The following is a 25,233-nucleotide window of genomic DNA, read 5'->3' as shown; positions in this document are numbered from 1 at the left end:
TACTAGAGCCGATCCAGATCATCCAGCCATTTCAGATGCTCCGGCGAATCGTATGACCATCCGTTCGGTACCAAGCCCGCACGCTTGCTCAATTCCTGCTGGGACGTTTCACCTGGGTTTGTAAATATGGGGGAATCCGTGCGGGCCGACTTCATAATACCTTCGGCCTGACAGACCACCTCCGGATAATCCGCAGATAAATCGATCAATTCCCCTTCGTCCTTGCTCAAGTCATACAGTTGGGTAGGTTGTAACGGATGCTCGCGATACGCCTTCCAGTTACCTAGCCGTACGGCCTGCGCATGACCCAGTTCCCAGTATAAAAAGTCATGCTCGGGAGCGGACTTTCCACGCAACGCCTGCAGGAATGAAATTCCATCATACTCTCCGGCAGGCTTCACTCCCGCCAACTCAGCAAATGTGGGCAGAACATCCCAAAATGCCCACACGTGTTCGCTTACAGTCCCTGACGGGATTTGTCCCGGCCAACGAGCAATGAAAGGTACTCGAAGGCCGCCTTCGTACAAACTGAATTTGCCGCCGCGGAACGGCCCTCTGTGGTCGAAGAACGGTACGGTTTCGTCCTGGTTCAGGCCGAAATATCCCCATGCACTGTAACCGTTGTCACTGCCGAACATGACAATCGTATTCTCATCCAGCCCGAGCTCCTGCAGCAAATTCATAATTTGGCCGATATCCGTATCCATACGCGTAATGAGGGCAGCCCACTCCTTATGCTTCTGGCTCGGGAAATCTGCATCGGTATAAGGAGCGAGACTTGGCACGACCAACGGCCCATGTGGATTCTGATAGGCCAAATACAGGAAGAATGGTTCCTCGGCATGTCTCTGGATAAAACCAAGCGCTTCCGATGTGCACAAATCATGCGTATTGACGGCAAGGCTTGGATCCTTAACCCCCGAAGGAATGTAATTGCCTTCCTCATCGTATTCGTTCGGGTATTGATCATTGAGATAATGCGCTTTATTGTGCAAGTACAGCCTGTTCATATCAAATCCGATATTACCTTCCAGGAGCACCGCTTGATCGTTCTTCCAAACATATTCCGGATAATAGGAATGGGCTCTGATCTGATTCCAGAATCCGACTGCATAATCGAACCCCTTCCGGTTCGGAATACCTTCCGTACCAGGTTCACCGATTCCCCATTTTCCGACCAGTCCGGTTGTGTAGCCTGCCTGCTTCATCACTTCAGCAACGGTCAAGTCTTCCTGCTTGAGGCTTTCGCAATACGTACCGGATTCAAGTCTTGCACTGTTGTCCCTAATTCTCGCATGTCCCATATGCTTGCCGGTCATGAGGCTGCATCTTGACGGCCCGCAAATCGACGCTCCCGCATAGCATTGTGTAAAGCGCATGCCCTCCGCCGCTAATTGATCAATATGAGGTGTCTTGATGATTGTTTGACCGTAACAGCCGATATCCGCATAGCTCATATCATCTGCCAATATAAAAATAACGTTCGGCTTTTTCATGGGGTTCAACTCCATCTTCCTAATTGTTCTTCCATTCCTCGTTTGCCTGCTCTTCGATTTTTTGTCCGCCCTGCTCGTAATACTTCTGCACAAACTCGTCAAACTTCTCAATCGACCAGATGCCGCTTACAATTTTAACAAAATATTCAGGCCACAGCTTAGCTTCCAGATCCGGATAATCCAACTCAACTGGAAGTGTTTTCCACAGCGCATTCTTGATTACATTTTGCGATGCGATTCCGAGAGCTTCACGTACGTTAGCGTCTGCCCAGCGTCGGTCTACTACGGTGACAAACCTGACGGGATTCGAGAATCCTTTTTTATACAATTCGGTATAGCTGCTCAACTGGGTAATGGCGTTTTCTTCCTTATCGTAAGTGAAGTCGACGCCTTCCACGCCGTACGTAAGCAAGTTGAAGCCACCATTTTCATCATCGCTTACAGACCAATCAAGAAACTGGAAAAACTTTTCAGGATTTTTCATCTTGGCGGAAATGGCCCGCATATCGCCTGACGTATACGGATTGTTCTCAGGCAAGCCCTTTGTCCCTTGCGGCCCTGCTGGCGGAGCAATCAACGCTACATTTGCCGTTGGAGTCGTTTCAACTAACGCTTGTGCAAGCTTATCTGATGAAGGGCTCACTACATAAGCGTCCCCCTGCCATATGCCCACCTTTGAATTAATGATTTTGGCGTCGAGTTGCTTGGTTTCCATAACGGGAAATTCCGGATCGATTAACCCATCTTTATACCATTTCTGTAGAAGAGCGAGCGCTTCTTTGGCTTCCGGCGTCGTAAAGCCCTTTACAATCTTGCCGTTCTTCTCCACCCAGTACTTAGGCGCTATACCGAATGCTCCGAATATGGCCTCGAACTCTCCTGTCTTACTCATGCTTATGCCATACGTGTCCTTCTGTCCATTCTTATCCGGATCATTATTCGCAAAGGCTCTCATAACTTCTTCAAGCTCATCCAGAGTAGTTGGCCGCTCCAGACCAAGCTCATCAAGCCAGTCCTGCCTGATTGCAATTCCTCCAACATTGGGCGTATTGAACGCTTCACTGCGAATCCCGTTCGGAATAGCATAAATTTTGCCGTTATATTTTACGGCCTCCCAGCGCTCCTCTGGAATCATTTTCATCAAATTTGGCATATCCTTCAGGTAATCATCCAACGGCTGAATCAGCCCTTGATCGGCAAAACGCATCATGGTCGGCTGATCGATATTGAAATAATCAGGCATTTCCCCGGATGACGCAAGAAGATTCAGCTTCGTATAATATTCGGCGCCTGCCGTCATCATCAACTTGTAATCGACTCCCGTTATTCCCGCCTTCCGCATGCTCTCAAGAATGATCTCCTTGCCTTCGCCTCCGTCCTCCGGATACTCAGGAATTCCGATTGAGCGGAAAATTTGATAAGTTATCGTATCCTCCTGCTTGCTGCCAGATTCGTTCCCGTTATTTTCTGCCTTGCCGCAACCGATTACCGTCATCATCAGACTAGCCGCCATGATGACGGCCAACACTTTTTTCGTAGCATGTATCAATTTAGCCTACCCCCTGAATGAGATTATGATTTTATTGAACCTAACATAATACCCTTAGTAAAATACCGCTGAAGAAACGGATAAATCCCAAGAATCGGAATAATTGCCACCATAATTGTCGCCGCAATGACAGATTCGGTCGAGGAATCGGCTAACTGTCCGGTCTCATTAAGCAGCTCCTGCCCTGCAATAATTTGCTTGAGCAGCAGCGGCAATGTCATCAGCGACTTCTTGTTCAGATAAATAAGCGCCTGCATGAAGTTATTCCAAAGCCCTACCCCCGTCCACAGCGCCAATGTCGCCAGAACAGGCTTACACAAAGGCAAAGTGATCGAAAAAAAGATACGGATCGGGTTAGCGCCGTCGATCATAGCCGATTCATCCAGTTCCTCCGGAATCGTCCTCATAAAGTTCATGACAATGATCAAATTGAACGCCGAAACGATATTGAGAAAGATCAAGGCCCATAGCGAATCGATCAGACCCAGGCTCTTCACCACCATGTAGGTCGGAATCAGCCCTCCATTGAATAGCATCGTGAATAGAATAAGGCTTATCCAGACTTTTCTCCATAGAAGTGTCGTTTTGTTAAGCGGATAAGCGGTCGCTGAGGTGACCAGAACGCTCAAAACCGTCCCTATGATTGTAACGAACAAACTATTCCTATAAGCGGACCATATATAGGACGACTCTAATACGCTAACATAGGCATCCAGCGTAAAATCCCTCGGCCAAAAGAATAAACCTCCACGGAGGGCTTCCGTCTTCGAGCTCAGGGATAAGGAAATCTCATACCATAGCGGATAGAAGGAAATCACGCTTAGCCCTATCAAGAATATATAATTGGACCAATCAAAAAGCCGACTCGCAAGTGACTGCCGTATTCTGCGTCTTTCGTTAATTACCAAATCCCTCGCTCCCCCATTCGTTTCGCAAGCCCGTTCGTAACGATGATCAGCATTAATCCTACAATGGATTGGAACAAACCTGCCGCCGTAGCCAATGAATACCTTCCCATCGTCAGCCCCGTTCGGTATACATACGTATCCAAGATATCAGATACTTCGTAAACAAGCGGGCTATATAAAACAAATATCTGATCGAAGCCTACATGCAGAATATGTCCTGTACGCAGAATTAGCAATATGATGATCGTGTTCGCAATGGATGGTATCGTAATATGCCGCACAAGCTGAAATCTATTGGCTCCGTCTATTCGTGCCGCTTCGTACAATTCCTGATTAATGCCGGATATCGCAGCCAGATAGATGATCGTTCCCCAGCCTACCTCCTTCCACATATCCGAGAGCACCAGCATACCGCGGAAGCTTTCCGGATTCATCAGTGGCGAGATAGAAAGCCCGAGAAATTTGAGCAGCCCTGTCTGAACCGAAAATAGCGTAAACAGAATGCCTCCCAAAATGACCCATGATAGAAAATGCGGAAAGTAGACGACGGTCTGAATGACTCGTTTGAACAGTGCGTTCCGCACCTCATTGAGCAGCAACGCCAAAATGATCGGGGCCGGAAAGTTGAAAATTAGCTTGTAAAAACTAATTATTATCGTATTTCTCAACGCTTTCCAGAAGTCAGGCGCCTCGAATAATAGGTTGAACCACTTTAGTCCAGCCCACGGACTTCCCCATAACCCCGATGAAATATTAAATTCCTTAAAGGCCAGCAGAATTCCACCCATCGGTAAATAATTGAAAACCAGAAAAAAAAGAAGACCCGGAATAAGGAGTACATAGTAATATTTGTTTATATGGTATACCTTCCACCATCCCTTCAACAGATTCGATTGCTTTGTACTAGTGCGATCATGCTGCATTCCCAATGTCTTGTTTCCCTCCTTTCATTCACATGTATTGATTGCGCTTTCATCATAAAATAATAGCCTTCAAAAAAAAATTCCCATTTCATGATAAAATGGGAGAAATGGCATATTTGTCGATAAGATGCTGCTTTTTGAACATCCTATCAGTTTTTAAACAGTGCTTTCCGATACTCGCTTGGCGTAATACCTTCCACTTTTTTGAACGATCGAATGAATCCGTGATAATCATGATACCCGACGAGCATTCCGATTTTTTGCAGCGTATAGTTCTGATTCTTGAGTAGATCCTTGCTTCGCTGGATTCTAAGCTCCGTCACATACTCCATGGGCGACTTCCCGGTTTCCGCTTTGAAGGTTCGGCTTAAATGCCCGTTGCTCAAACCTATGTGCTCGGCAATGTCCGATACGGACAAGCTCTCCGAATACCGGTTCTCCATATACGTTATTGCCTTCGCAACGTAGTCGTTCAATCCATGACTTTCCTTCAATGAGATCAAATAATCGATCAGCCGGTGAATGCTCATTAGAATATACTCGCAAAGCTCATCGCGATTACGGCATTCATTGCATTTCAAGACATCAACAATGTCGCTTATAATATCAATCTCATAGCCTTCCTGGCTTAGCGCATTCATTACGTTACTCATCATGACCACAATCGTTTCCTGGAGCTTCTTATAAGCATGCTTCGTCGGTATCATGCTCTGATCGAACCACTCTCGAATGCATGCCTCCGCTTTTTCGTGCTGCAATTCCAGAATCGAATAGATCAATTTTTTTTGGGTGGCCAAAGGATAAGGGAAGCGGGATGAATCATTCGCATCGCCGGCAAACAGAACATCGAACTTGTTCATGACAGGCGTATAGTTTAAGACGCGCTTTACTTGCTCATATGACAAGCTGATGTTCTCCATGTCGGTGACATCGCTTACGCAGAACTGCATGGAGACCAGCAGCTTCCCATAAACGACTTGTCCCAGCTTCGTCATGCTCGAAACGAGCTGTTCACGAAATGCATCGTCAAGCCGTTCCTTAGGCACATTCACAATATAAGCGAATCTCGCATTATCAATAATTGTCCCGATAAAACGCCAATCTTTCTGGAGTTCTTGCTCAATCAATCCGAACAGCGTCAAATGTTTCTCATTCTTTTCAAGAGGCTCTGGTCTAGATAAATCGGCCGTCGCCACAATCATCAAAAAATGGGCGTGTTCAAAACGGATGCCAGCCTGGTCTAGCCGAAGTTCGATCGAAGATTTCTCGTAATAGTTGTGATAAAGCAAGTCTTGAATCAACCGATCCTTTAAGATAGGTTTATTCTGTTTAATCGTTTCAATCATGCCTTTGATCGTTCGGTCGACTACACCATATTCGTCTTCACCTTCATTTTCGGAACTGTCCGCTTTCTTTACGAATGCCGCTAAGGTTTCCCTTATTCTCAGCCAAGGACTATACATAATGAAAGCAAACAGATATGAAATAGCCAGACCGACAAAAGCAATGATGAGCACCGTTTTCACTACGCTGAAAAGCTTGTTCTGCATGACCTCTTTAAAATTGGCATACGGAACAATCTGCACGATTGTCCAGCCGTTCCAATCCAGTTTCAGAGTATTCGCAAAAAAGTCGCCATCTTCTGACTCAATTTTTGTCAAACCGTCAATCGACTGCCGGGTATCGATCTGTAAGAGGCGGGAATGAGTAGCGTTCAAACGCTCAGGCGCAAGAATGATACCGTTGTCGTCATCCAAAATCATGAATGTCTCCGAATTGACATCGCTCATATTTCGAATGACCGAGGCAAATATCTCTTTCTGAACATTGATAATCAGCATACCCTGAGGGATCTTGGCCGAGATAGGGATGGACCTGTAGAACGTTATCACTTCTTGAGAGCGATCCATTGGCGTCTCCTTAATGACTCTTGAGCGATACTTGACCGTGGATGCCTGATTATCGTCGCCATTTAAAAGCTCCAGCGCGGCTTTATCGAAAAAATCGTTCTCAGTAAACAGTCCTTCATTCGTTGTCAGTACTTTGCGGTCTTGCAAAGAATAGATGTAGACAGAATAAAATAAAGGATTAGATGAAATTTGATTTCTTAATTGCTCCTTTACCGTTGCATAGTCATAAATATTGGCCTGAAACGGGTCCTTCAGCATCACATTCAAATTGTTCATAAAGGAAAGCTGCAGAGAGAAATAATTAACCTGCTCAATAACATTGCCCACATTGTTCGCAATGCGCTTAAGACTTTCATCCGAAGCTTGCTGAATTTGCACCTTCTGGTCATCTGCAACTAAATAGATGTAAATCGTAACGATAATGAGAACAGGGGTAAGAATCGTAATGAAATAGAAAAGCAACTGCTTTCTAAACATGGCATGATTGAAAAGAGAAAAGTACGGTGATTTTCTCATGTTGCAAGACTCCTCAGTATAGGTTGTATGATCTGAATCCGCTTTCACCCACATACTGAAATAGTTTACCACAAATCCACCTTAGGTTGATGTAAAACTTTCGTCTGTTAAAACTCTCGTCTGCTCACTCATTATTATCCTTTAATCGATCTGTCATACTGTACTCATAGCCCAATTGCTCCCGTGCATACATCATTGCGCCCATACCTACCGCTTGCTCCTCCGCTGTCCATGCGTGAATGGATACGGATTGGCGGAAAGGAGGGTAACACTTGTCGCGTATCCCCTCCTCGAGCCTCGACTGGAACTGTTCCGCGACAAATTTCCCTAGCCCGCCTCCGAGCACAATCCGTTCAGGATGATACAGCGTCATCACGGATGCCAGGCCTTTCGCCAAGTAAAGAATGTATTTCTCCATAACCTCCTGAAATTTCGGATGACCGGCCAAGTAGCTCGCCGTCACTTGCTCAGGCGCAATAATCCCCTCTTCTGGGAACATTCGCTTGGCAAGTCTTAGCAACCCCGGACCGGAGCATACCGCCTCAAGACACCCCGAGCTCCCACATGGACATGGCGTATGGAAATCATCATCCACAAGCAGATGACCGACTTCCGAATTCCCTTCCGCAGAGGTACGAAAGATTCGCCGATTCGAAACCAGAGCCCCGCCAACGCCTGTCCCCAAAGTCACATAGAACATATGCGAAACCTGCTTGACTAACGAAGCTTCCGCCAACGCCGCAGCCTCACAATCATTGATCCAATAAACCGGACAACGGAAATGGCCTCGAATCTGATCCGCAGCGCCGAGTTCACTCCAGCCCTCTTCGTGCAAACAAATTAGCGGCTTATTCAGATCGCTGTTCACACTGCCGCCGAAGCCAAACCCGATTGCCTGAATTGATTGCTCACCGAGACCATGCTCCTTCACCAGATCAAGCGCTGTCTCAAGCAAGGTAGCCAAGCTTTGTTCTGCGGTGTTATTAAGAGGTCGGTCAATCTTCCTGGAGTCCACGATGGTTGCCCCATCATAGGAGAGAGAGACGACCAGCTTCGTACCCCCGCTTTCAAACCCTAGATAAGCCAAGCGTGAATGCCCCCTTACGATCAAGCGTTAATTGTATGCCAGCTATCCTCGAAATTCGCTTCCGAACGAAGCACCATAGGCAGGTCAAAGAAACGTTCAATATCCTTGTCCCAAATGAAGAAGTTCTCGATTCCCGCCAAGGTGAATCGACGAAGCTCAATCGGATCTTTTACGCCCGCAATAAGCTGTGCGGACAGCTGCTGGTTGCGAAGCACTTCTGAGAATTCCTTGAGCAGCGTCTCCTTATCGACCTGACCGGATGGATGCCAGATCGAACCATAAGGGGTAATCCATTGTGCGCCAAAGCGGACCGCCATAAGCATGGTGGTCAGATCCGGGACGCAGGTCGCCAGCACCGCATGCCCTTCAGCGGTCAACCGGCTGATTACCCGCATACCAGAACGTGTCGCCGGCACTTTTATTCTCATCTTATTATCAATATCCAGCATGCGCGAGGCATCACGGAGCATCTCCACTTCATTGCCGGATTGCAGCTGATAGAAAACGGGACCTTTGCTGATCTCGCATAATGAAGTGAAAAACGCGACTTTGTCCATCTTGGCATTCGCCACAATATCCGGATTGGTCAATATCCCTTCGAAACCGTCATAGGATAACCAATCCGCGATGCGATCCAAATCATTGCCACATAACCATAGTTTCACTAGAGTAGCCTCCTATCGTTCCTTCATTCGGATGCAAAAGGTGGATCAAGCCCGAAGCACAATCGTTCTAAGCTGCTTCATACTGTTCATCGTATAATCCGGCTTAATTGCTTCGGTTCGGTCGCTATCGAATGGTTGATGCTGGGTTCGAAGCCAGACCGTCTTCATCCCGACTTTGGCAGCTCCTTGAATGTCCGTATACAGGTTATCTCCGATCATGACGCATTGTTCACTCTGGTAACCGCATAGCCGGATTCCATAATGGAACAGATAAGGCGCCGGTTTTCCGAAATAATCGATTTTATAACCGAGCATATACTCGACAGAAGCTACCAAAGCTCCTGTTTCGGGAATGCTACGATGGTTCTCCCCCGGATGGGACGCATCCGGATTGACGGATAGGAGAGCCGCTCCGTTCCTCGCATCCTCCGCAATGCTCTCCAGCTTCCGATAGGAGAAGCCGGTATCTCTTCCAATGACGATTAATTGTGCCGTCTCCTCCGAATGAAGGGGAAGCAAGCGAATCCCCTCTACTCGGAAAGCTTCTTCCAGCCCCGGACTTCCTGCCACTTTTACAGATACGGAACCGTAGGTCTCAAGAACATGAGTGCATACATAATCAGTAGCCGCTATGATACGCTCCGCCGCCACCGGCAAGCCCATTCCCGATAATTTCACACCTATCTCCCGGGCTCTGTCGCGCGAGTTGTTGGTTAGGAAGTAGACCTCTCTTCCCATCCTCTGCAGCTGTTCAATTAGCAGCTTGGCGTCCGGGTCCAATCTCGTACCATGATATACGCACCCGTCCAGGTCAAAAAAATAAACGTTGGTCCGCCTTAACGATTCATATTCCGTATGCATCATCCCAGTCACTCCTCCATGTATGCAACGGATTATTGGTTAATACTGCGTCGATACCGATGTGGAAGAGACGCCGTGTCTCCTCCGGATTGTCTGAATAAAACACATTGCATCGAATTCCTGACGCATGCGCCCTCCGCACCTCTTCCTCATTGCAATAAGCCGGAAAAAACTGCAGCCTGCCGCATTCATACTGTATGGCATAGTCCACCAAATGCCAGCTGGCTTGCTCGACCAGACAGCACCGTTCAATATTCGGAGCGTGTTGCAAGGCGTATGCCAACACATCTCGATCACCGGCAATATAGAGGCTTGCGGCGGCATCATATTGCTCGGCTAATGCTCTAATTCGCTTGATGACGTAACCGTCCTCGCCGGCATCTTTCACATGCACGTTCATAATGATACGACCGGCATATTGCTCCAGCACGTGATCCAATAAGGGCAGCTTCGTTCCTTGCCACGCAGGCGAGAACGAAGTGCCAGCGTCATAGCGCTGCAGCTCAGCCCAACTGTAATCGCTGACCAGACCGGTTGCATTCGTCGTCCGCTCGAGCGTTGCGTCATGAATAACGATCAGTTCGCCGTCCTTCGAGCAGCGAATATCGAATTCGATCTCATCAACGCCTAGCGCGATCGCAGCTCCGAATGCCGGCATTGTATTCTCCGGGCAGTTCGCGCTAAAGCCGCGATGCGCGATAAGGGCAGGCGATTTCACCGCAGGCATGCCGGTTCCGGGCCCCGCTTTCCGATACAACTCAGCACGCCGATTCCTCTCGATAATCTCGCGCGATTCCAGCATACCGCCGCCATAGGAAGACGGTCTCCACCATTTGTCCTTGATATTCACTTTCGCGCGAAAAATACCGACCTCTTGCTCAGCGCAGCTTAACACTTCCCCTCGCGGATGAACCAGCATCGACATGCCCCCGGCTTCGCTCGTCGGGCCCATCGCATACGAGCAGCGCAACAAGTAGCTGCCGCTGTCCAGCGCCCGGGAGATGGCCTGAGCGGTCAACACCTCGCTGCGCTCGGATCTCTGATAAGTCGGCACAATGATGATATCCGGATGTCCCGCAGCCAACTTTTCAAAAAATTCAGAAAAATATAGTTCGAAGCAGGTCGCAAAGGAAACACGAATGCCCTCTATCACGGCATGCCGTACCGTATCGCCAGGAACGAGCCGCAAGCTGCCACGTTCAAACTCGGTTAGATGCGTTTTGTCATACTCTGCCGCAACCTTGCCCTTACGATCGATCCACACCGTCGTATTGCGTAATCCCGCTTCAGTATGACGTATGACATTCCCGGCGATATGCATCTGTTTATCTTTTGCAATACGAGATAGTTCGCACAGGAAGTCGCGGCTTTCCCGCTTTATGAATTGTAACAGCTGATCGTAGCTGTCCAATCCCGGACAGTTCGCATACTCCGGCAAGACGAGCAAATCGGTGTCTTCCTGCACCTGCAGCGCTTGATCCAGCATATAACGGACGCTATCGAGCGGATTCATCTTGTCCAGATGCGGATAAGGCGGTTGGATATAGGCAATATTCATGTGCAGCACGTCTCCATTCTTCAGGAAGAATATCTCGAAAGCCCACCTGCTATAGGGGGCTATACTTCACCTGCTCCAATCGACTTCTGTCTGTCTCTCGGAAGCAAAACTCCACCTCATGCCCATCGCCGGCTTCCGCACCGTTAAGCATCGGATTAATGACCGTATGCTTGAGCACCCCTGCTTGATCATCGATCGTCACAAGCCGGAAGCGTCCGCTCCCGCCCTGATCCGCGCTCTGCCAGTTCTGGAACGACTGGAACACTGGATTGCCATGATCGCCAATAGCAACGCTATAGCTGATCGAGTATGGAATCTGATGTCCGGAGTAGATGGCGATAATATTGCGATGCTTCCGGAAGCACTTCTCCCACATCTCTTCGCCGTCATTGGCTCCTTCAGCGCCGGCATAATCTCTCGGATTATATTCATCGCCCGGCTTGCTCGGAGTAGCATCTAAGTACAAGTAACAATGTGTCACGATAATCGCATGATGATCTTCATAGGTAGCGAGCAGATCGTCCGCCCACGCGAGCACTTCGTCGCGCGGCCCGAACTCCAGCGCGATGAACAGCAGTTGCAGCCCATTGCTCTGGATCACGGCATAAGCGTTCTCGGGTCTTCCCTGCTCGTATAAACCGCGCAGCCATTCCCTCCCGGCCAAGCGAGAGACACCAAAGTAATGCCTGAACATATCCAGACTGCGATCCTCATTCACCAGATTGTCATAATCATGGTTACCGGGCACAATCAGCATCGGCACTCCCGCTTCATCAATCTTATCCAAGGCTGCCTTGGCGTCTTGGAACTGCCGCTCATCGTTCGCACCGTGATGCACGACGTCACCCAGATGAAGAACCATCTCAATACGATAGTCCTCTCTATGCTCCACGATCCACTGCGCCATCTGCCGCAGCACCTCAGGATGCTGCCATGCCACGATTTGCGTGTCGGGTATAATGACCATCGCAATAGTCATCATCATCACCTCATGTCCATGATTTACGTTTACCCTTTGACCGAACCGGATATCCCTTCGATGAAGAACCGTTGGAAGGCAACGAACACCGCAATGATCGGCATGATCGATATGACAGCTGCAGCAGCCATTCCCGTCCAATCCACCGAATGCTCGCCGACAAACGCATACATTCCGACCGCCAATGTCCGCAAATCCGGATTATTCATCGTAAAAATAAGCGGTACAAAAAAGGAATTCCACGTCCAGATAAATTGCATAATCGCTGTCGTTGCAATCATCGGCTTGGAGAGCGGCAGCATCACCGTCCGGAATGTCCGCCAAAAGCCGGCTCCATCCATCTCCGCCGACTCCTCCAGTTCATTCGGCAGCTTATAGAAGTAAGACATAAACAAGAGAATAAACAACACATGCGCGCCGGAAGACTCTGCTAGAATAACACCCGGCAGCGAATTCAGCAGGCCCATATATTTGATCGTCATATAGATCGGCAATATCGTATACCCCTTCGGCATGAACATCGTCGCGGTAATGACGATGACAAACAGCTTGCGTCCCGGGAACTGCACGCGCCCAAGCGCGTAACCCGTCAGGGCGCACATCAGCACAACGATGACAACCGTAGCTACGGTGATGATCACCGTATTCTGGAAGTAACCAGAGAAGTTGGCCTCCGTCCAGGCACGATTGTAATTGTCCCATTGCGGCACTTCCGGAAGCAGCTTGATCCCGGAGGCAATCAGCTCCGTATTCGTCTTGAGCGATGAGAACAGCATCCATACAAAGGGATAGACCCATACAATGCCGAGAGCGATCAACACAGAATGAATCGCCAATCCGTTGACTCGCTTCTGCCGAGCTCTCACCAGCGACCACTCCTCTCTATCTCGTTCTGGCTTGCTTGACAAACCAACTTAGCACCAAGGTTATCCCGAATACAGACAAGCCGAAGATGATACCGGCAGCCGATGCATAACCATATTGCGGAAAACCGGATATATCGAACACTTGGCGGTAGATGTATAAATCCATCATGTCAGTGCTGTAGTACGGACCACCTTCCGTCAACGTCTTGACGAGATCGAAGACATGAAGGCTGTTCGTGACGCATAGCAGCAAAACAACGGCGGCGATCGGCATAATCAGCGGCAATGTCATATAACGAAATGTCTTGACAGCGTCGCAGCCGTCGATACTGGCCGCCTCATAAATATCCTTCGGAAGGGATTGGAGGCCGGCAAGCCAGTACACCATCATCATCCCGAAAAACTTCCACGAGCCGATCACAATTACTATGATCATCGCCGATGTCGGCTTACCCAGCCAGGAATAAGGTTCTTGCAACATTCGCAGACTGATCAGCAACTCATTGAAGAACGCATGCTGGTTGCCGAAGATAGAGCGCATAATAATCCCTATGATCGCAGTCGTCGTCACAACCGGCAAGAAATACAGCGTCCGATAAATCACTCTGCCTTTCAACATGCTGTTGTTCAACCAGATCGCCAGCAACAAGCTTGAAGGCATCAATAATAAGGTCACTCCACCCGTGTAGATGAAGCTATTCTTGAACGCATTCCAGAACCGTTCATCCCCGATTGCACGCGAATAGTTGTCGAAATTCACAAAATCGTCGAGCGGTCCTATACCATTCCAATCATAGAAGGAATAGACATAGCTCATTATAATGGGATAAAGCGTAAACAAAATAAGAAACAAAAGCTGCGGCAGTATAAATACATATGCCCATGCAATTCGGCTCCCCTTGCGTCTTCTAAACGTCCCCGTCCTGGGAGCAGGTCCCGCTGTCGTCCAGCCGATTGGATTCGCCATTCTTCCTTCCCCCGTTCACTATTAGCCGATCACTGGGCTTCATAAGGTACAAGGGGCGTCCAGTTCGGGAATACCCAGTCGCTGGCGTCTATTTCCAAACCTTCCTGCTTCACCTTGGCAATCGCGTCTTCGTGAGCCTTCTGGGTCTCGTCGCTCAGCTTCTGCAGCGTACCCGCCAGATCACTGATCTGTCCGCTCAAGTAACCTTCCATAATTGTGCCAATCGTTTCCTTCGGTTTTTTGCCGCTCGCCTCGCTGTAGACGGCAACCGCATTTTGATTAACCATAATGGCGTCGGGAGAAGGGACGAACTGTTCGTTTTGGATCTGCAGCGTCTTCTTCAGAAGCTCATGGGGCATCGTCGCTGCTTCATTGATCGTCGGTATCGGAGAGAATTGCACACCTGCATTGACGATCTTCGGATAATACTTATCCATGAAGTATCTGAGGAATACGCCAACCTCTTCCGGATGCTTCGTATTTTTGGATGCATGCAGACCTGCCGCCAGATTTCCCGTGAATTCTATATATTGCTGTCCGCCCGACTTTGTCGGCAGGAACTCTACACCGAAATCAACGAAGTCCATGCCCACGAATTCGGCTGCGCGCCATGCGCCGTCGAACAAGAAGGCAGCCTGACCTGAGACGAACAAGCTGGACGCTTCCTGTGCGGTGATGACCAAGCTGTTCGGATGCACCAGCTTCGCATCTACCATGTCTTTGAAGAATGCGAGCGTCTCGACAATACCCGGACGGTTTAATTCATAGCGACCGTTAGTAGGATTCATGTGCGTAAATGGAAGAACTTCCGGGCTGATCTCGGAGCCCATCGTTTGGGCGACTAATCCTACAAGCCAGCTGCTTTTCAACCCGTATAGGAGGCCATAGGATTCCTGATTGGTGGCTGCCATCACTTGTTCGCTAACCTTAATCAGTTCCTCCCACGTCTTGGGAACATCTGCTTCAGTCAGTCCGGCCTTCTCCAGCACGTTCATGTTGTAATACATGACGAATCCGTCTTTTTTGCTCGACATGATGGGCAGCGCATATACTTCTCCATTCATCTGCGTGGAGCCTTCCACCAGAGTCCCTTGCTCGAATTCATGCATCCGATCTCCAATCACATCGCTCAACGGCAATAACTGATCCAATTCATGCAGTTGATACACCGGAACAGTCGGGTGCGCTGCGAAGATATCCGGCAGATTCTCACCCGCAATTGCAGTCTGGAGCTGTGCCACATACTGATCAGGAGCGGCAGAAGTTAGCTCCACCTTGATGTGCGGATTCGCTTGCTCGAATTCCGTTATGGTCTCCTTCATCATGTCTTCCATAGGGCCAGGCCACCGTGACCACATCGATAATGCCACCTCCTGCGGCTTCTCATCCGGTTGGACTGTTTCTTTGCCGGTATTGGAAGCAGCAGGCGCGTCAGGCTGGGAGTCATTGGTATTCGCGGATGAACAACCAACGACTACGATCAGCATGAGGACAATCAAAACAACACTCTTTACCATGTTTCTTTTCTGCAACCCTCTCACCTCGTTCATCAATTTTGTCTGCATGCCCATCATACCGATTGAACGCATGCGAGGGCTTCAGAATCTTTTAACTTCATTGTGTGAATTTTTTAGTGCGGTATTCTTTCGGAGTCAAACCATAGGTTTTCTTGAACAGCTTGCTAAAATAACGGAAGTCCAGGTACCCGATTTCTTCGGCAATCTCCGCGATACTTTTATTTGTGTTATCGAGCATCGATTTCCCTCGATTCAGCTTGTGTTTGACGACATGATCAATAAAGTTCATCCCTGTTTTATGCTTGATCAGCTTGCTTAGCGTTACGGGATGGAGATGGAGCTGTTCTGCCAAGCCTGAGAGATTCAACTTGGAATCAGTCGACTGGTGCAGCATAGCGAGCGCTTGCTCCACCACGTCGCTATCGCCGAACTCAGCCTGGGACTCTTGCAGCAAAGCTCGCATGCCTCCCTTGATAAAGTACAGCATATCGTACTTCAACTGAACCCAGCTAGAAGCTTGCAACACCCACATCTGCCAATAATGAACCTGTTCATCCTCATATATCGTATACGGGCGGCGGGTCGTCATAACAACTTCCGCGATCGCCAACACCTTCGCACACTCCTTGCGAAATACCGCTATCGGCAAACCTTCCGCTGTCTGAAACCAGTCCGACAAACATTTCTCGAGCTTATCGATCTCACTGTGAACGAGCAGATCAACCAGCTCTTCATTCAACCTGCGAATTTCCTGACTTGCTAGACTCCCTTGCGATGAACCCACCTGACGATCTGGACGTTCGAAGAAGTGTACGCTGTGCCATTCTTCTTCGGCGCGGATCAGGCTGGAACAGAACTTATCCGCAGTATGAAACAGCCCGGGGCCTCCCCGTTCTGCATCAGCGGCAATCCGTACTTGTCCGACATGATCCTGATCGATACGGAATGTGAATATCGTGTACTCCTCCGAACGAATCTGGCTCTGACCTCTTCCTGAGAGCTCGATCAGCTTCGGCACACGAGCATCCAGCCACATGGCGGGCTGATATACTTCATGAATCGTAATCTTCATCTGGTGCTGCATCCATATACGGTCGGTCAGTAACTGCATCTCCGCTTCCCATCTCGTTCGGAGACGTCGCGCAACCAGCTGAACGGCTTCGGCCAGCGCTTGCCGGCTAGCCGGCTTCAGCAAGTATTGCAAGGCACCGTGCTTCATCGCTTGCTGGGCATATTCGAATTCATCATAACCGCTAAGCATGACAACTTCCGTCTCCCAGTTCCTCTTCCGAATCTCCTCCAGCAGCAAGAGACCGTTTAACGTCGGCATCATAATATCAGTGATCACCAGCTCGGGCCGAATCAGATCCAGCTTGTTCAGCGCTTCTAATCCAAAGCCGATATCGAAAACCTGCAAACGAACTTCCAGATTCAGCCGGTGTAATTTCTCGACAATACTTTCCCGTACGGTTTGTTCGTCATCTATGACGCATATCCGGATCATCCTCAGCGTCCCCCTTGTTTGCAATCTCTATCGTAATGCGCACACCGCCCGACGATGCATGGTCGATCGACATCTCCAAGCGGCTGCCATACGCGAGAAGAAAACGTCGATACACATTATAAATCCCGGTATGCCGTTTGAAGTAATCATGGACGATCTCACCGCGGCTCGCGATTAATTGGCGATAGTAGCCTAATGTAATCTCGTCCATCCCTGTTCCGTTATCCGAGATAACTAATCGTAAGCCACTATCGCTAACTGTCGACTCCACTGTTAACTCCAGCGGCTCCGCCGTCGCCACCGGGCTCCATCCATACTTTAAAGCATTCTCCACGAACGGCTGAATGCTCAGCTTCATGATTGGAATGAACTCTGAAGCCGGATCGATGAGCCATCGCACCCCAATATCATTCTGCGTTCGGAACTGGTGAATCCGGAGCAGGTCGCGGACGTAATCCAATTCCTCCCGAACCGTTGTCCATCCGCCATCCTGCCGGATTGAGAATCGCATCATCTTTGCCACAATTTGAACCACTTCCTCGATCTTCTCTCCTTCGTTTCTTATCGCGTACAATTCGATAATTTCCAGCGTATTGAACAAGAAGTGCGGATTAATATAGGCCTGCAGCTGCAGCAGCTCCACCTCCTTTTGCCGCATTGTTGTCTTGAATACTTGCATCTCCATCACGTCTATCCGTGTCAGCATCTTGTTATACGTGTGAATCAGGAAGTCGATTTCGCTATGTGACGCTCGCGGCACCTCAATCAACTTTTTCGTCTTACTCAGCATCGTCATCGATTGCTTCAAGCGATATAACGGTCTAAGAATGGAATTGGCTGAAAGTGTAGCCAGTACAATCGAACCCATAACAAGCAGAGCCCCAACGCTCCAAATAACTCCTGTAGCCCGCTTGATTCCCTTCGACATCTCCTCGAGCTCGGCCAAGCTGATCAGTGTCCAGTTATCATAAGCCAATTGCTCGTAACTCACCTGGGTCTGCCCCTCGCTTCGATTCTTTTGATAGATATAGGTCCCCTTGTGTGCCGCTTGTGGCTCATGTTGGGCAAGCAATGCGGCAGGAGCCTCTCCTTCGCTTATGGAAATATGATCACCCGTTGCTTCGTGGTAAAGAAGGATCTGATGATAGCTGTCGCGCTCAGTCTTCTCCATGAATGCAAAGAAAACCTGCGGATCTATCTCAACGATCAGCCTAGCCTTCTCGACCTTGCCAGAGAAGCTGGTTACGGGTTTGACCAAGGAGAATACCTCTCTTCTTCCCACATGCATATAACTTCGCTCATGTGTCGGAAGCAGGCTCAGTGAATCTCGTTCGAACAACTGCCCATAAAATTCGTCATCCCGCAAGTCGTACAAATAATTGATCGACTCATTATGCGCCCCCGATTCGTAAAATGTCTTTCCCCCTTGATCCACATACAGGATACCGCGAATATAAGTCCTCGATTGCGCCAATTTCTCCAAATAGTCGCCAAAATCCTGCATCTGGCGAAGCTGACTTACGGTATCCTCGTTCGATGTGTGCACATAGCGCTGGAATGCCTCATCGATAATCAGGGCATTGAGCATCTGATCCAGACTCATGAACTGGGCATTGATCTCGCTTGCGACCAGATCCACGAAATGCTCTGCTATGACCGTATTTTGATCCATGCCTGATCGAAACATGAGTGTCCGTGATGTCAGTCCGACAATGATGACCGGAATAACTGAGAGCAGGAGCAGTAATACCAGGAGTTTGGTTTTCAAGGATGCAGCGCGTAATTGGACCATTCTTCTCATCGTCTGGAAGCCTCCATAAGAAAGTGGAAAAATAAAAAAACACCGCTTCATTTGGTAAAGTGAGAGTGTCTAGCAATCACTGCCATTGAGAAGAGGTGTCTTCTATAGGATAGAGCAAAAAGCACTGCCGAATCAACATAAACTTCCAAAGTTACATATACGAAGAACATGTATAAACTTAAAAGGATGGCCCAAGATTCACTCTCGGACCATCCTGCAGACCTGCTCCTTCAGCGAATCTGAAAATTTGCATCACATTTATCGAGCAGTACTCGCACTTCTTCCGTTGACTTTGTATTCATGAGTTGATGTCTTAATTCACTAGCCCCACGGAAGCCTTTGACATATATTTTGAAAAATCGCTGAAGCCCTGACATTGCTCGTGGCAGTTCTTCGATATATTGATCATGAAGATCCAGGTGTAATTTAAGCAGATCCAGATATTCTTTCGGACTATGCTCTTTTGCTTCTTTTTCAAAAGCAAACGGATTGCTGAATATTCCACGCCCAATCATAATGCCATCTACACCGTATTGCTCCGCAAGCTTTAGCCCTGTTTTACGGTCGGGAATGTCTCCGTTAATCGTTAGAAGCGTATTTGGCGCTACTTCATCGCGTAACTTTTTGATTTCCGGAATGAGCTCCCAATGCGCATCCACCTGACTCATTTCCTCTCTTGTACGTAAATGTATAGAAAGGTTGGCAATACTCTGCTTTAATAAATGTGTGAGCCATTCTTGCCACTCGTCTACATCGTTATATCCAAGTCTTGTTTTCACACTTACAGGCAGCCCTCCTGCTTTTGCTGCTTGGATAATTTCCGCTGCAACATCAGGGCGAAGAATAAGCCCGCTTCCCTTCCCTCTTGATGCCACATTGGGAACAGGGCAGCCCATATTAATATCAACACCTTTAAACCCCATATCTGCCATTCCGATACTCATTTGACGGAAATATTCCGGCTTATCGCCCCATATATGCGCTACCATAGGCTGCTCATCTTCTGTAAACATCAATCGTCCGCGCACACTTTTATGTCCATCCGGATGACAATAACTCTCCGTATTTGCAAACTCTGTAAAAAACACATCGGGTCTTCCTGCTTGACTTACCACATGACGAAATACAACATCCGTCACATCTTCCATCGGTGCAAGCACAAAAAATGGTCGCGGCAATTCACGCCAAAAATTCCCTGTCACTTCAAGCTCAAATCCTTTCATTATCTTCTTTTACACTTATATCATGCCCGATCACTAATTATCAACTTTTCTTACCACGTGCTCCGAGCACCGCCGCGGCTTGCGCACGTCGTCTCTCCCTTCAATAACATATTTCCAATTGACAACTCCATCGTTCTCCAAGATAATACTCATTAGTAATATATATAATACTGTCGAGTATTGTATATAGATGACTATCAATAGCCCATGAAGGGCTAGCATGTATCTGAAGGAGGACATTTATCTAATGATTGCACGAGACAGATTGAGGCCGAAGAGAATGTATATCATGCTTACTATCGTATTCATTTACTTTCTTTCATTCGGTGGGAACGTTGCTATTGAACCTGCCGAAGCAAGCGAGAGGGATAGCATTTTTACGGACATACAGCCAGGGAGCGAATATACAGAAGCCTTGAATAGCCTGGTGACACAAGGAATCATTTCGGGTTATTCGGACGGAACCTTCCGTCCATCTCAAGAATTGAATCGTGAACAAGCCGCGGTTATTCTCGCCAGAGCTTTACAGCTCAACTTGGAGACAGTAGATAATCCGAACTTTCAAGATGTGAATGAAGACTCCATTTATTATAAGTCGATAGCTGCTGTAGTACGCGCTGGGATATTTCAAGGATATTCAGACGGGACGTTGAGACCTGAACAATCGCTAACACGTTCGGAGATGGCGAAGATTCTCGTTGTCGCCTATCAGCTACCAATAGAAGAATTAGTGGTAAACCCGTTTGATGACGTATCTTCAACAAGCTGGTATGCTCCTTACTTGACTTCAATGATTAAACATAAGATTACAGCAGGCACCTCACTGACAACGTACTCACCAAATCATGCATTAACTCGTGGAGAAATGGCGCTATTTATCTACCGTTGTCAACAGGTGGTCCAACAAACCGAGAGAATAATAGAATCTAAACTGATGGCAATTACTCCAGATTCCGTTCAATTGGGTAACGAAAGCTTTGCACTAGCAGATGATCTTAAAACTTGGCTAACGCCAGAGAATCTTCCGATATTAATGAATTCGCAAATAAAAGCTCATGTTAGTAGAGGAATAATAAGCCGTATTGAGTCGATTACTCTTTACAATGAGAAGAAAAATTTAAATCTAGCGTTAACTGGTAATGGCTCCGAGATTAATGCTACCGTAATCATAAAAGGTGATCATTTATCCATTAAGGACGCTATAATTACAAAGGATTTAATAATAGAAAGCGACGTTCAGAACAGCTTTTATCTTGAAAATGTTCAGGTAAAAGGTTCAACGAACCTTTCAAACTCACAAGAAGTAATTAAAAATAAGCACAATCCCAAATTGCATGTTCATGATTCCATCCTACAATCTGTTAACGTTGCGTTGGAGAACTATACTATTCTATTAACAGGTGAAACAAAAGTAAATGAAATAGATCTATTCGTTAATACGAGTATCGAAGCTGACACAGGTATCACCATCCCCATCATCCGGGTCGGAAGTGAAGCCTTACGTACAGTAATACATGCAGTGATCGATTCCCTTTTCGTTGAAAATATGAATAGTAGAATTACGCTTGGTAACGATGCTAAAATTGAAGATCTACGCTTAAAACTGAGGGATCATGTGAATATCATTTTCGTCGATTACGAATTAATAAAACACAAAATTATTAAAATTAATGGCGTTCCCAATATAGATTTGCAGCCTGTGCCTGGTGGCGGATCACCTAACTCTGGACAAAATACTAAATTAATCACAGCAAAAAATGCCGTTGCTTCGTTATTCTCGGACAGCACTAAAACCGCATTAAAAGCTGGTGTAGACCAAGACGCCATTGACGATGCAAAGGGAAAAGTTGATCAAGTAGTAAATGGTGCGGACAAATCATCTCTGCTGGCTGATCTGCAAGTCGCACAGCAACTCTTAAACGCACTGCTAGAAGCGATTGCTAACTTACATGCAGCTACTGAAGCCGTAAATGCTTTATTCACAGACAGTACAAAGACAGCTTTGAAAGCGGACGTCGACCAAGATGCAATTGATGCTGCGGAGGCAAAAGTGAATCGGGTTGCAGACGGTGCAGAAAAGTCTGCCTTAAAACAAGCCATTGAAACCGCTCAAGATTTGCTTAACCAACTCTTGATTGCACCCACTTTAACGGGAACAGCTCCGAATGCTGAAACTGTGCAATTTACATTTGCCGATGATGCTGCGTGGAGAGGCGAGATTACTGGGGTTTATCTGAATGGCAATTCAGCTCCTATTCACAGCTCCAGGGTGAATACAGCAACGGCAGGAATGATTGAAATTGATCTTACGGGTACTCCACTCCCTGCAGGAACGCATCAATTTCTCATTCAAGCGGAAGGGTATGCCGATGCTGTCGTTACGATTGAAGTGGCAGCACCGTTAACAGCACCGACTTTAACGGGGGCAGCCCCGAATGCTGAAACCGTGCAATTTACATTTGCCGATGATGCTGCGTGGAGAGGCGAGATTACTGGCGTTTATCTGAATGGCAATTCAGCTCCTATTCACACCTCTAGGGTGAATCGATCTGTCGCGGGAGTCATTGAAATTGATCTTACGGGTGCTCCACTCCCTTCAGGAACGCATCAATTTCTCATTCAAGCGGAAGGGTATGCCGATGCTGTCGTTACGATTGAAGTGACAGCACCATTAACTACACCGACTTTAACGGGGACAGCTCCAGATGCTGAAACTATACAGTTTACATTTTCAGATGATGCTGCGTGGAGAGGCGAGATTACTGGGGTTTATCTGAATGGCAATTCAGCTCCTATTCACACCTCCAGGGTGAATCGATCTGTCGCGGGAGTCATTGAAATTGATCTTACGGGTGCTCCGCTCCCTCCAGGAACGCATCAATTCCTCATTCAAGCGGAAGGGTATGGGGATGCTGTCGTTACGATTGAAGTGACTGCACCGTTAACAGCACCGACTGTAACGGGGACAGCTCCGAATACTGAAACCGTGCAATTTACATTTGCCGATGATGCTGCGTGGAGAGGCGAAATTATTGGCGTTTATCTAAACGGAAACTCCATGCCTATCCATATCTCTAGAGTAAATACAGCAACGGCAGGAATCATTGAAATTGATCTTACGGGTGCTCCGCTCCCTCCAGGAACGCATCAATTCCTCATTCAAGCGGAAGGGTATGGGGATGCTGTCGTTACGATTGAAGTGGCAGCACCGTTAACAGCACCGACTTTAACGGGAACAGCTCTGAATACTGAAACCGTGCAATTTACATTTGCCGATGATGCTGCGTGGAGAGGCGAGATTACTGGGGTTTATCTAAACGGAAACTCCATGCCTATCCATATCTCTAGAGTAAATACAGCAACGGCAGGAATCATTGAAATTGATCTTACGGGTGCTCCACTCCCTCCAGGAACGCATCAATTCCTCATTCAAGCGGAAGGGTATTGGGATGTTCTGGTACCGATCATGATTGAACCTTGATTCTAATGAAGCATTGTTGTTATGATAGAAATACTTGCTCGTGTGTATAGTCATTCACTTAAACCTCAACCTGTGAATAAAATAGAGTTTGGAGTTGTTCTAACTGAAAAAAAGAGGTCGGAAAATCGGAGCCGATGGAGAAAAAAGCAGGGATTTGCTTTTGAATATTGCAGCAAAACAATTTGCCTCATATGGATACCATGATACGAAAATCAGTGCTATCGTTCATGAGGCAAATGTGACACAGCCAACCTTTTATCTCTATTTCAAAAGCAAAGATGCCATTTTTCAAGAATTGATTGGTATATTTAAAGATAAGTTGCACAACCATGTTGAGCAAAGCAGACTCTCTTCTGGTATTGAGACGGATGACCTGCTGCAACGAATCGCAACTAACATTTCCTTGATTTTTCATTTTTTTCAAGAAAATGAACAGGTCGCTCGGATCGGTTTATTTCTATCAGAGGAAGCCATTGAAATAAAAAAACAAATGGCGAAGCAAATTGAAGATAACCTTACTGTAGAAGCAGAAGATGGCTATTTCCATACGAACATTAATCTGAGCATTGTGGCCTCAGCAATCGTTGGTGTTATTGAACACTTTACATTCATGAAGCTATGGACAGGCTTAAATACACCAGAAGAGCTTTCCATAGAAATAACTAAGCTCTTTTTGTATGGATTAATAAAGGAGAACTAATTGTTGTGATCTTGATAAGCTCCCCATACGGTAGACAGGTGAAATAATATGACCTGCGCTACTGTGAGGGGAGCTTTTTTGTACTGTCTACTTGACGGGTGTAGTTCAATGCGAATGGGTATACAAACCTTATACATCTATCATAAAATGAGAGTAACAGAGGAGAGTGATTATGTTGAGTCGGAAAATTCAAATACCGTTTGCATGTGCAGGTTTGGCAGCCGGAATCGTGCTGGGATTGTTCCTCAAAGCAATAGAGGGGCTGACTTCTCAGAGAGTATATATGCTGCTCTTAAATGTCGATTACATTCCAATACTCAAAGAGATGAAGCTAAACGAATGGGTTGAATTTGGACTTCATCTCTTCATCTCCATCCTTTTGGGTATTTTTGTGGGAGCATATGCCCATTGGAAAGGCTGGAAAGGCTCAGCCCTGATCGTCATGACCGTCTTGATCAGTCTCGCGGTTGCGCTTCTGCTATATCCGACAACGATGTTATCCGAACGTACGCCGAAACTTCTGGACGGGGAAGCATTCTCCTATTGGATGCTTGGCCACCTTCTTTACGGGGCTACATTGGGTGTGCTCTTAAGAAAGAATGTCTTTTCCTGATGTCCTTCTAAAGCACATGCGAGCCAATGGGATCGTCTATTCAAAAGTGCTTTCTGCGTTCCGTAGGATAGTTTATTTTGAGTTTATATTGACAGAATATGATGTAACG

Annotated in this window: 19 protein-coding genes; 3 read left to right on the top strand and 16 right to left on the bottom strand. The window is 47.4% G+C overall.

The annotated features are described in order from the left end of the window. Window positions 1-2: 2 nt before the first annotated feature. The 16 genes from ACFQ2I_RS11355 to ACFQ2I_RS11280 all read right to left on the bottom strand — a co-directional run bounded on the left by ACFQ2I_RS11355 (window position 3) and on the right by ACFQ2I_RS11280 (window position 20,330). Window positions 3-1,496, bottom strand: coding sequence for an arylsulfatase (locus ACFQ2I_RS11355; RefSeq protein ID WP_377564309.1), 1,494 nt, complete (start codon window positions 1,494-1,496; stop codon window positions 3-5). Window positions 1,497-1,515: 19 nt separating this feature from the next. Beyond that, window positions 1,516-3,045 carry an extracellular solute-binding protein gene (locus ACFQ2I_RS11350; protein ID WP_377564308.1) on the bottom strand — a complete coding sequence of 510 codons (1,530 nt, stop codon included), beginning with the start codon at window positions 3,043-3,045 and terminating at the stop codon, window positions 1,516-1,518. 23 nt (window positions 3,046-3,068) lie between these two features. Beyond that, window positions 3,069-3,674, bottom strand: coding sequence for a carbohydrate ABC transporter permease (locus tag ACFQ2I_RS11345; RefSeq protein ID WP_377564307.1), 606 nt, complete (start codon window positions 3,672-3,674; stop codon window positions 3,069-3,071). A 272-nt stretch (window positions 3,675-3,946) separates the two neighbouring features. Next, on the bottom strand, window positions 3,947-4,876 hold the full coding sequence (locus ACFQ2I_RS11340; RefSeq protein WP_377564488.1) for an ABC transporter permease: 930 nt from the start codon (window positions 4,874-4,876) through the stop codon (window positions 3,947-3,949). A 149-nt stretch (window positions 4,877-5,025) separates the two neighbouring features. Beyond that, the gene (locus ACFQ2I_RS11335) at window positions 5,026-7,302 is read right to left on the bottom strand and encodes a helix-turn-helix domain-containing protein (RefSeq protein ID WP_377564306.1); all 2,277 of its coding nucleotides are present in this window, start codon (window positions 7,300-7,302) and stop codon (window positions 5,026-5,028) included. Between the two features lie 124 nt (window positions 7,303-7,426). Next, window positions 7,427-8,389, bottom strand: a complete 963-nt coding sequence (locus tag ACFQ2I_RS11330; protein ID WP_377564305.1) for an ROK family protein — start codon at window positions 8,387-8,389, stop codon at window positions 7,427-7,429. Between the two features lie 20 nt (window positions 8,390-8,409). Then, the gene (locus ACFQ2I_RS11325) at window positions 8,410-9,054 is read right to left on the bottom strand and encodes a transaldolase family protein (RefSeq protein ID WP_377564304.1); all 645 of its coding nucleotides are present in this window, start codon (window positions 9,052-9,054) and stop codon (window positions 8,410-8,412) included. A 45-nt stretch (window positions 9,055-9,099) separates the two neighbouring features. Then, window positions 9,100-9,918 carry an HAD-IIA family hydrolase gene (locus ACFQ2I_RS11320; RefSeq protein ID WP_377564302.1) on the bottom strand — a complete coding sequence of 273 codons (819 nt, stop codon included), beginning with the start codon at window positions 9,916-9,918 and terminating at the stop codon, window positions 9,100-9,102. Next, on the bottom strand, window positions 9,899-11,473 hold the full coding sequence (locus tag ACFQ2I_RS11315; RefSeq protein ID WP_377564301.1) for a glycerophosphodiester phosphodiesterase family protein: 1,575 nt from the start codon (window positions 11,471-11,473) through the stop codon (window positions 9,899-9,901). Before ACFQ2I_RS11315 ends, ACFQ2I_RS11320 begins: the two co-directional genes overlap by 20 nt. A 49-nt stretch (window positions 11,474-11,522) precedes the next feature. Further along, a complete protein-coding gene (locus tag ACFQ2I_RS11310; protein ID WP_377564300.1) occupies window positions 11,523-12,452 on the bottom strand; it encodes a metallophosphoesterase in 930 nt (309 codons plus the stop codon). Window positions 12,453-12,481: 29 nt separating this feature from the next. Further along, window positions 12,482-13,318 (bottom strand): carbohydrate ABC transporter permease, encoded by an 837-nt coding sequence (locus tag ACFQ2I_RS11305; protein WP_377564299.1) that lies wholly within the window; start codon window positions 13,316-13,318, stop codon window positions 12,482-12,484. A gap of 16 nt (window positions 13,319-13,334) precedes the next feature. Next, complete coding sequence (locus ACFQ2I_RS11300) at window positions 13,335-14,285, bottom strand: carbohydrate ABC transporter permease (RefSeq protein WP_377564297.1); 951 nt, start codon at window positions 14,283-14,285, stop codon at window positions 13,335-13,337. Between the two features lie 29 nt (window positions 14,286-14,314). Beyond that, window positions 14,315-15,817, bottom strand: coding sequence for an ABC transporter substrate-binding protein (locus tag ACFQ2I_RS11295; RefSeq protein ID WP_377564296.1), 1,503 nt, complete (start codon window positions 15,815-15,817; stop codon window positions 14,315-14,317). A gap of 82 nt (window positions 15,818-15,899) precedes the next feature. Then, on the bottom strand, window positions 15,900-17,306 hold the full coding sequence (locus tag ACFQ2I_RS11290; RefSeq protein WP_377564294.1) for a response regulator transcription factor: 1,407 nt from the start codon (window positions 17,304-17,306) through the stop codon (window positions 15,900-15,902). Beyond that, on the bottom strand, window positions 17,281-19,107 hold the full coding sequence (locus ACFQ2I_RS11285; protein ID WP_377564293.1) for a cache domain-containing sensor histidine kinase: 1,827 nt from the start codon (window positions 19,105-19,107) through the stop codon (window positions 17,281-17,283). The genes ACFQ2I_RS11290 and ACFQ2I_RS11285 overlap by 26 nt, the downstream gene beginning before the upstream one ends. 230 nt (window positions 19,108-19,337) lie before the next feature. Further along, window positions 19,338-20,330, bottom strand: a complete 993-nt coding sequence (locus tag ACFQ2I_RS11280) for a tRNA dihydrouridine synthase (RefSeq protein ID WP_377564291.1) — start codon at window positions 20,328-20,330, stop codon at window positions 19,338-19,340. 247 nt (window positions 20,331-20,577) lie between these two features. Between ACFQ2I_RS11280 and ACFQ2I_RS11275 the strand changes: the two genes are divergently transcribed. The 3 genes from ACFQ2I_RS11275 to ACFQ2I_RS11265 all read left to right on the top strand — a co-directional run bounded on the left by ACFQ2I_RS11275 (window position 20,578) and on the right by ACFQ2I_RS11265 (window position 25,124). Next, window positions 20,578-23,811, top strand: a complete 3,234-nt coding sequence (locus ACFQ2I_RS11275) for a hemoblobin-interacting domain-containing protein (protein WP_377564290.1) — start codon at window positions 20,578-20,580, stop codon at window positions 23,809-23,811. Window positions 23,812-23,971: 160 nt separating this feature from the next. Beyond that, a complete protein-coding gene (locus tag ACFQ2I_RS11270; protein WP_377564289.1) occupies window positions 23,972-24,511 on the top strand; it encodes a TetR/AcrR family transcriptional regulator in 540 nt (179 codons plus the stop codon). Between the two features lie 175 nt (window positions 24,512-24,686). Continuing rightward, window positions 24,687-25,124, top strand: coding sequence for a hypothetical protein (locus ACFQ2I_RS11265; RefSeq protein WP_377564288.1), 438 nt, complete (start codon window positions 24,687-24,689; stop codon window positions 25,122-25,124). The last annotated feature ends 109 nt before the right edge of the window (window positions 25,125-25,233 follow it).

Source organism: Paenibacillus chungangensis, assembly GCF_042675905.1.
GTDB classification, from domain to species: Bacteria; Bacillota; Bacilli; order Paenibacillales; family Paenibacillaceae; genus Pristimantibacillus; species Pristimantibacillus chungangensis.
Note: the sequence above shows the minus strand (reverse complement) of the source record. Positions and strands in the feature narration are given on the sequence as shown.

What these genes read in the sequence shown, in the direction of transcription:
- ACFQ2I_RS11355 (WP_377564309.1), bottom strand. Translation starts at nt 1,496, where the DNA reads ATGAAAAAGCCGAACGTTATTTTTATATTGGCAGATGATATGAGCTAT.
- ACFQ2I_RS11340 (WP_377564488.1), bottom strand. Translation starts at nt 4,876, where the DNA reads ATGCAGCATGATCGCACTAGTACAAAGCAATCGAATCTGTTGAAGGGA.
- ACFQ2I_RS11335 (WP_377564306.1), bottom strand. Translation starts at nt 7,302, where the DNA reads ATGAGAAAATCACCGTACTTTTCTCTTTTCAATCATGCCATGTTTAGA.
- ACFQ2I_RS11320 (WP_377564302.1), bottom strand. Translation starts at nt 9,918, where the DNA reads ATGATGCATACGGAATATGAATCGTTAAGGCGGACCAACGTTTATTTT.
- ACFQ2I_RS11315 (WP_377564301.1), bottom strand. Translation starts at nt 11,473, where the DNA reads ATGAATATTGCCTATATCCAACCGCCTTATCCGCATCTGGACAAGATG.
- ACFQ2I_RS11310 (WP_377564300.1), bottom strand. Translation starts at nt 12,452, where the DNA reads ATGACTATTGCGATGGTCATTATACCCGACACGCAAATCGTGGCATGG.
- ACFQ2I_RS11300 (WP_377564297.1), bottom strand. Translation starts at nt 14,285, where the DNA reads ATGGCGAATCCAATCGGCTGGACGACAGCGGGACCTGCTCCCAGGACG.
- ACFQ2I_RS11290 (WP_377564294.1), bottom strand. Translation starts at nt 17,306, where the DNA reads ATGATCCGGATATGCGTCATAGATGACGAACAAACCGTACGGGAAAGT.
- ACFQ2I_RS11285 (WP_377564293.1), bottom strand. Translation starts at nt 19,107, where the DNA reads ATGAGAAGAATGGTCCAATTACGCGCTGCATCCTTGAAAACCAAACTC.
- ACFQ2I_RS11280 (WP_377564291.1), bottom strand. Translation starts at nt 20,330, where the DNA reads ATGAAAGGATTTGAGCTTGAAGTGACAGGGAATTTTTGGCGTGAATTG.
- ACFQ2I_RS11275 (WP_377564290.1), top strand. Translation starts at nt 20,578, where the DNA reads ATGATTGCACGAGACAGATTGAGGCCGAAGAGAATGTATATCATGCTT.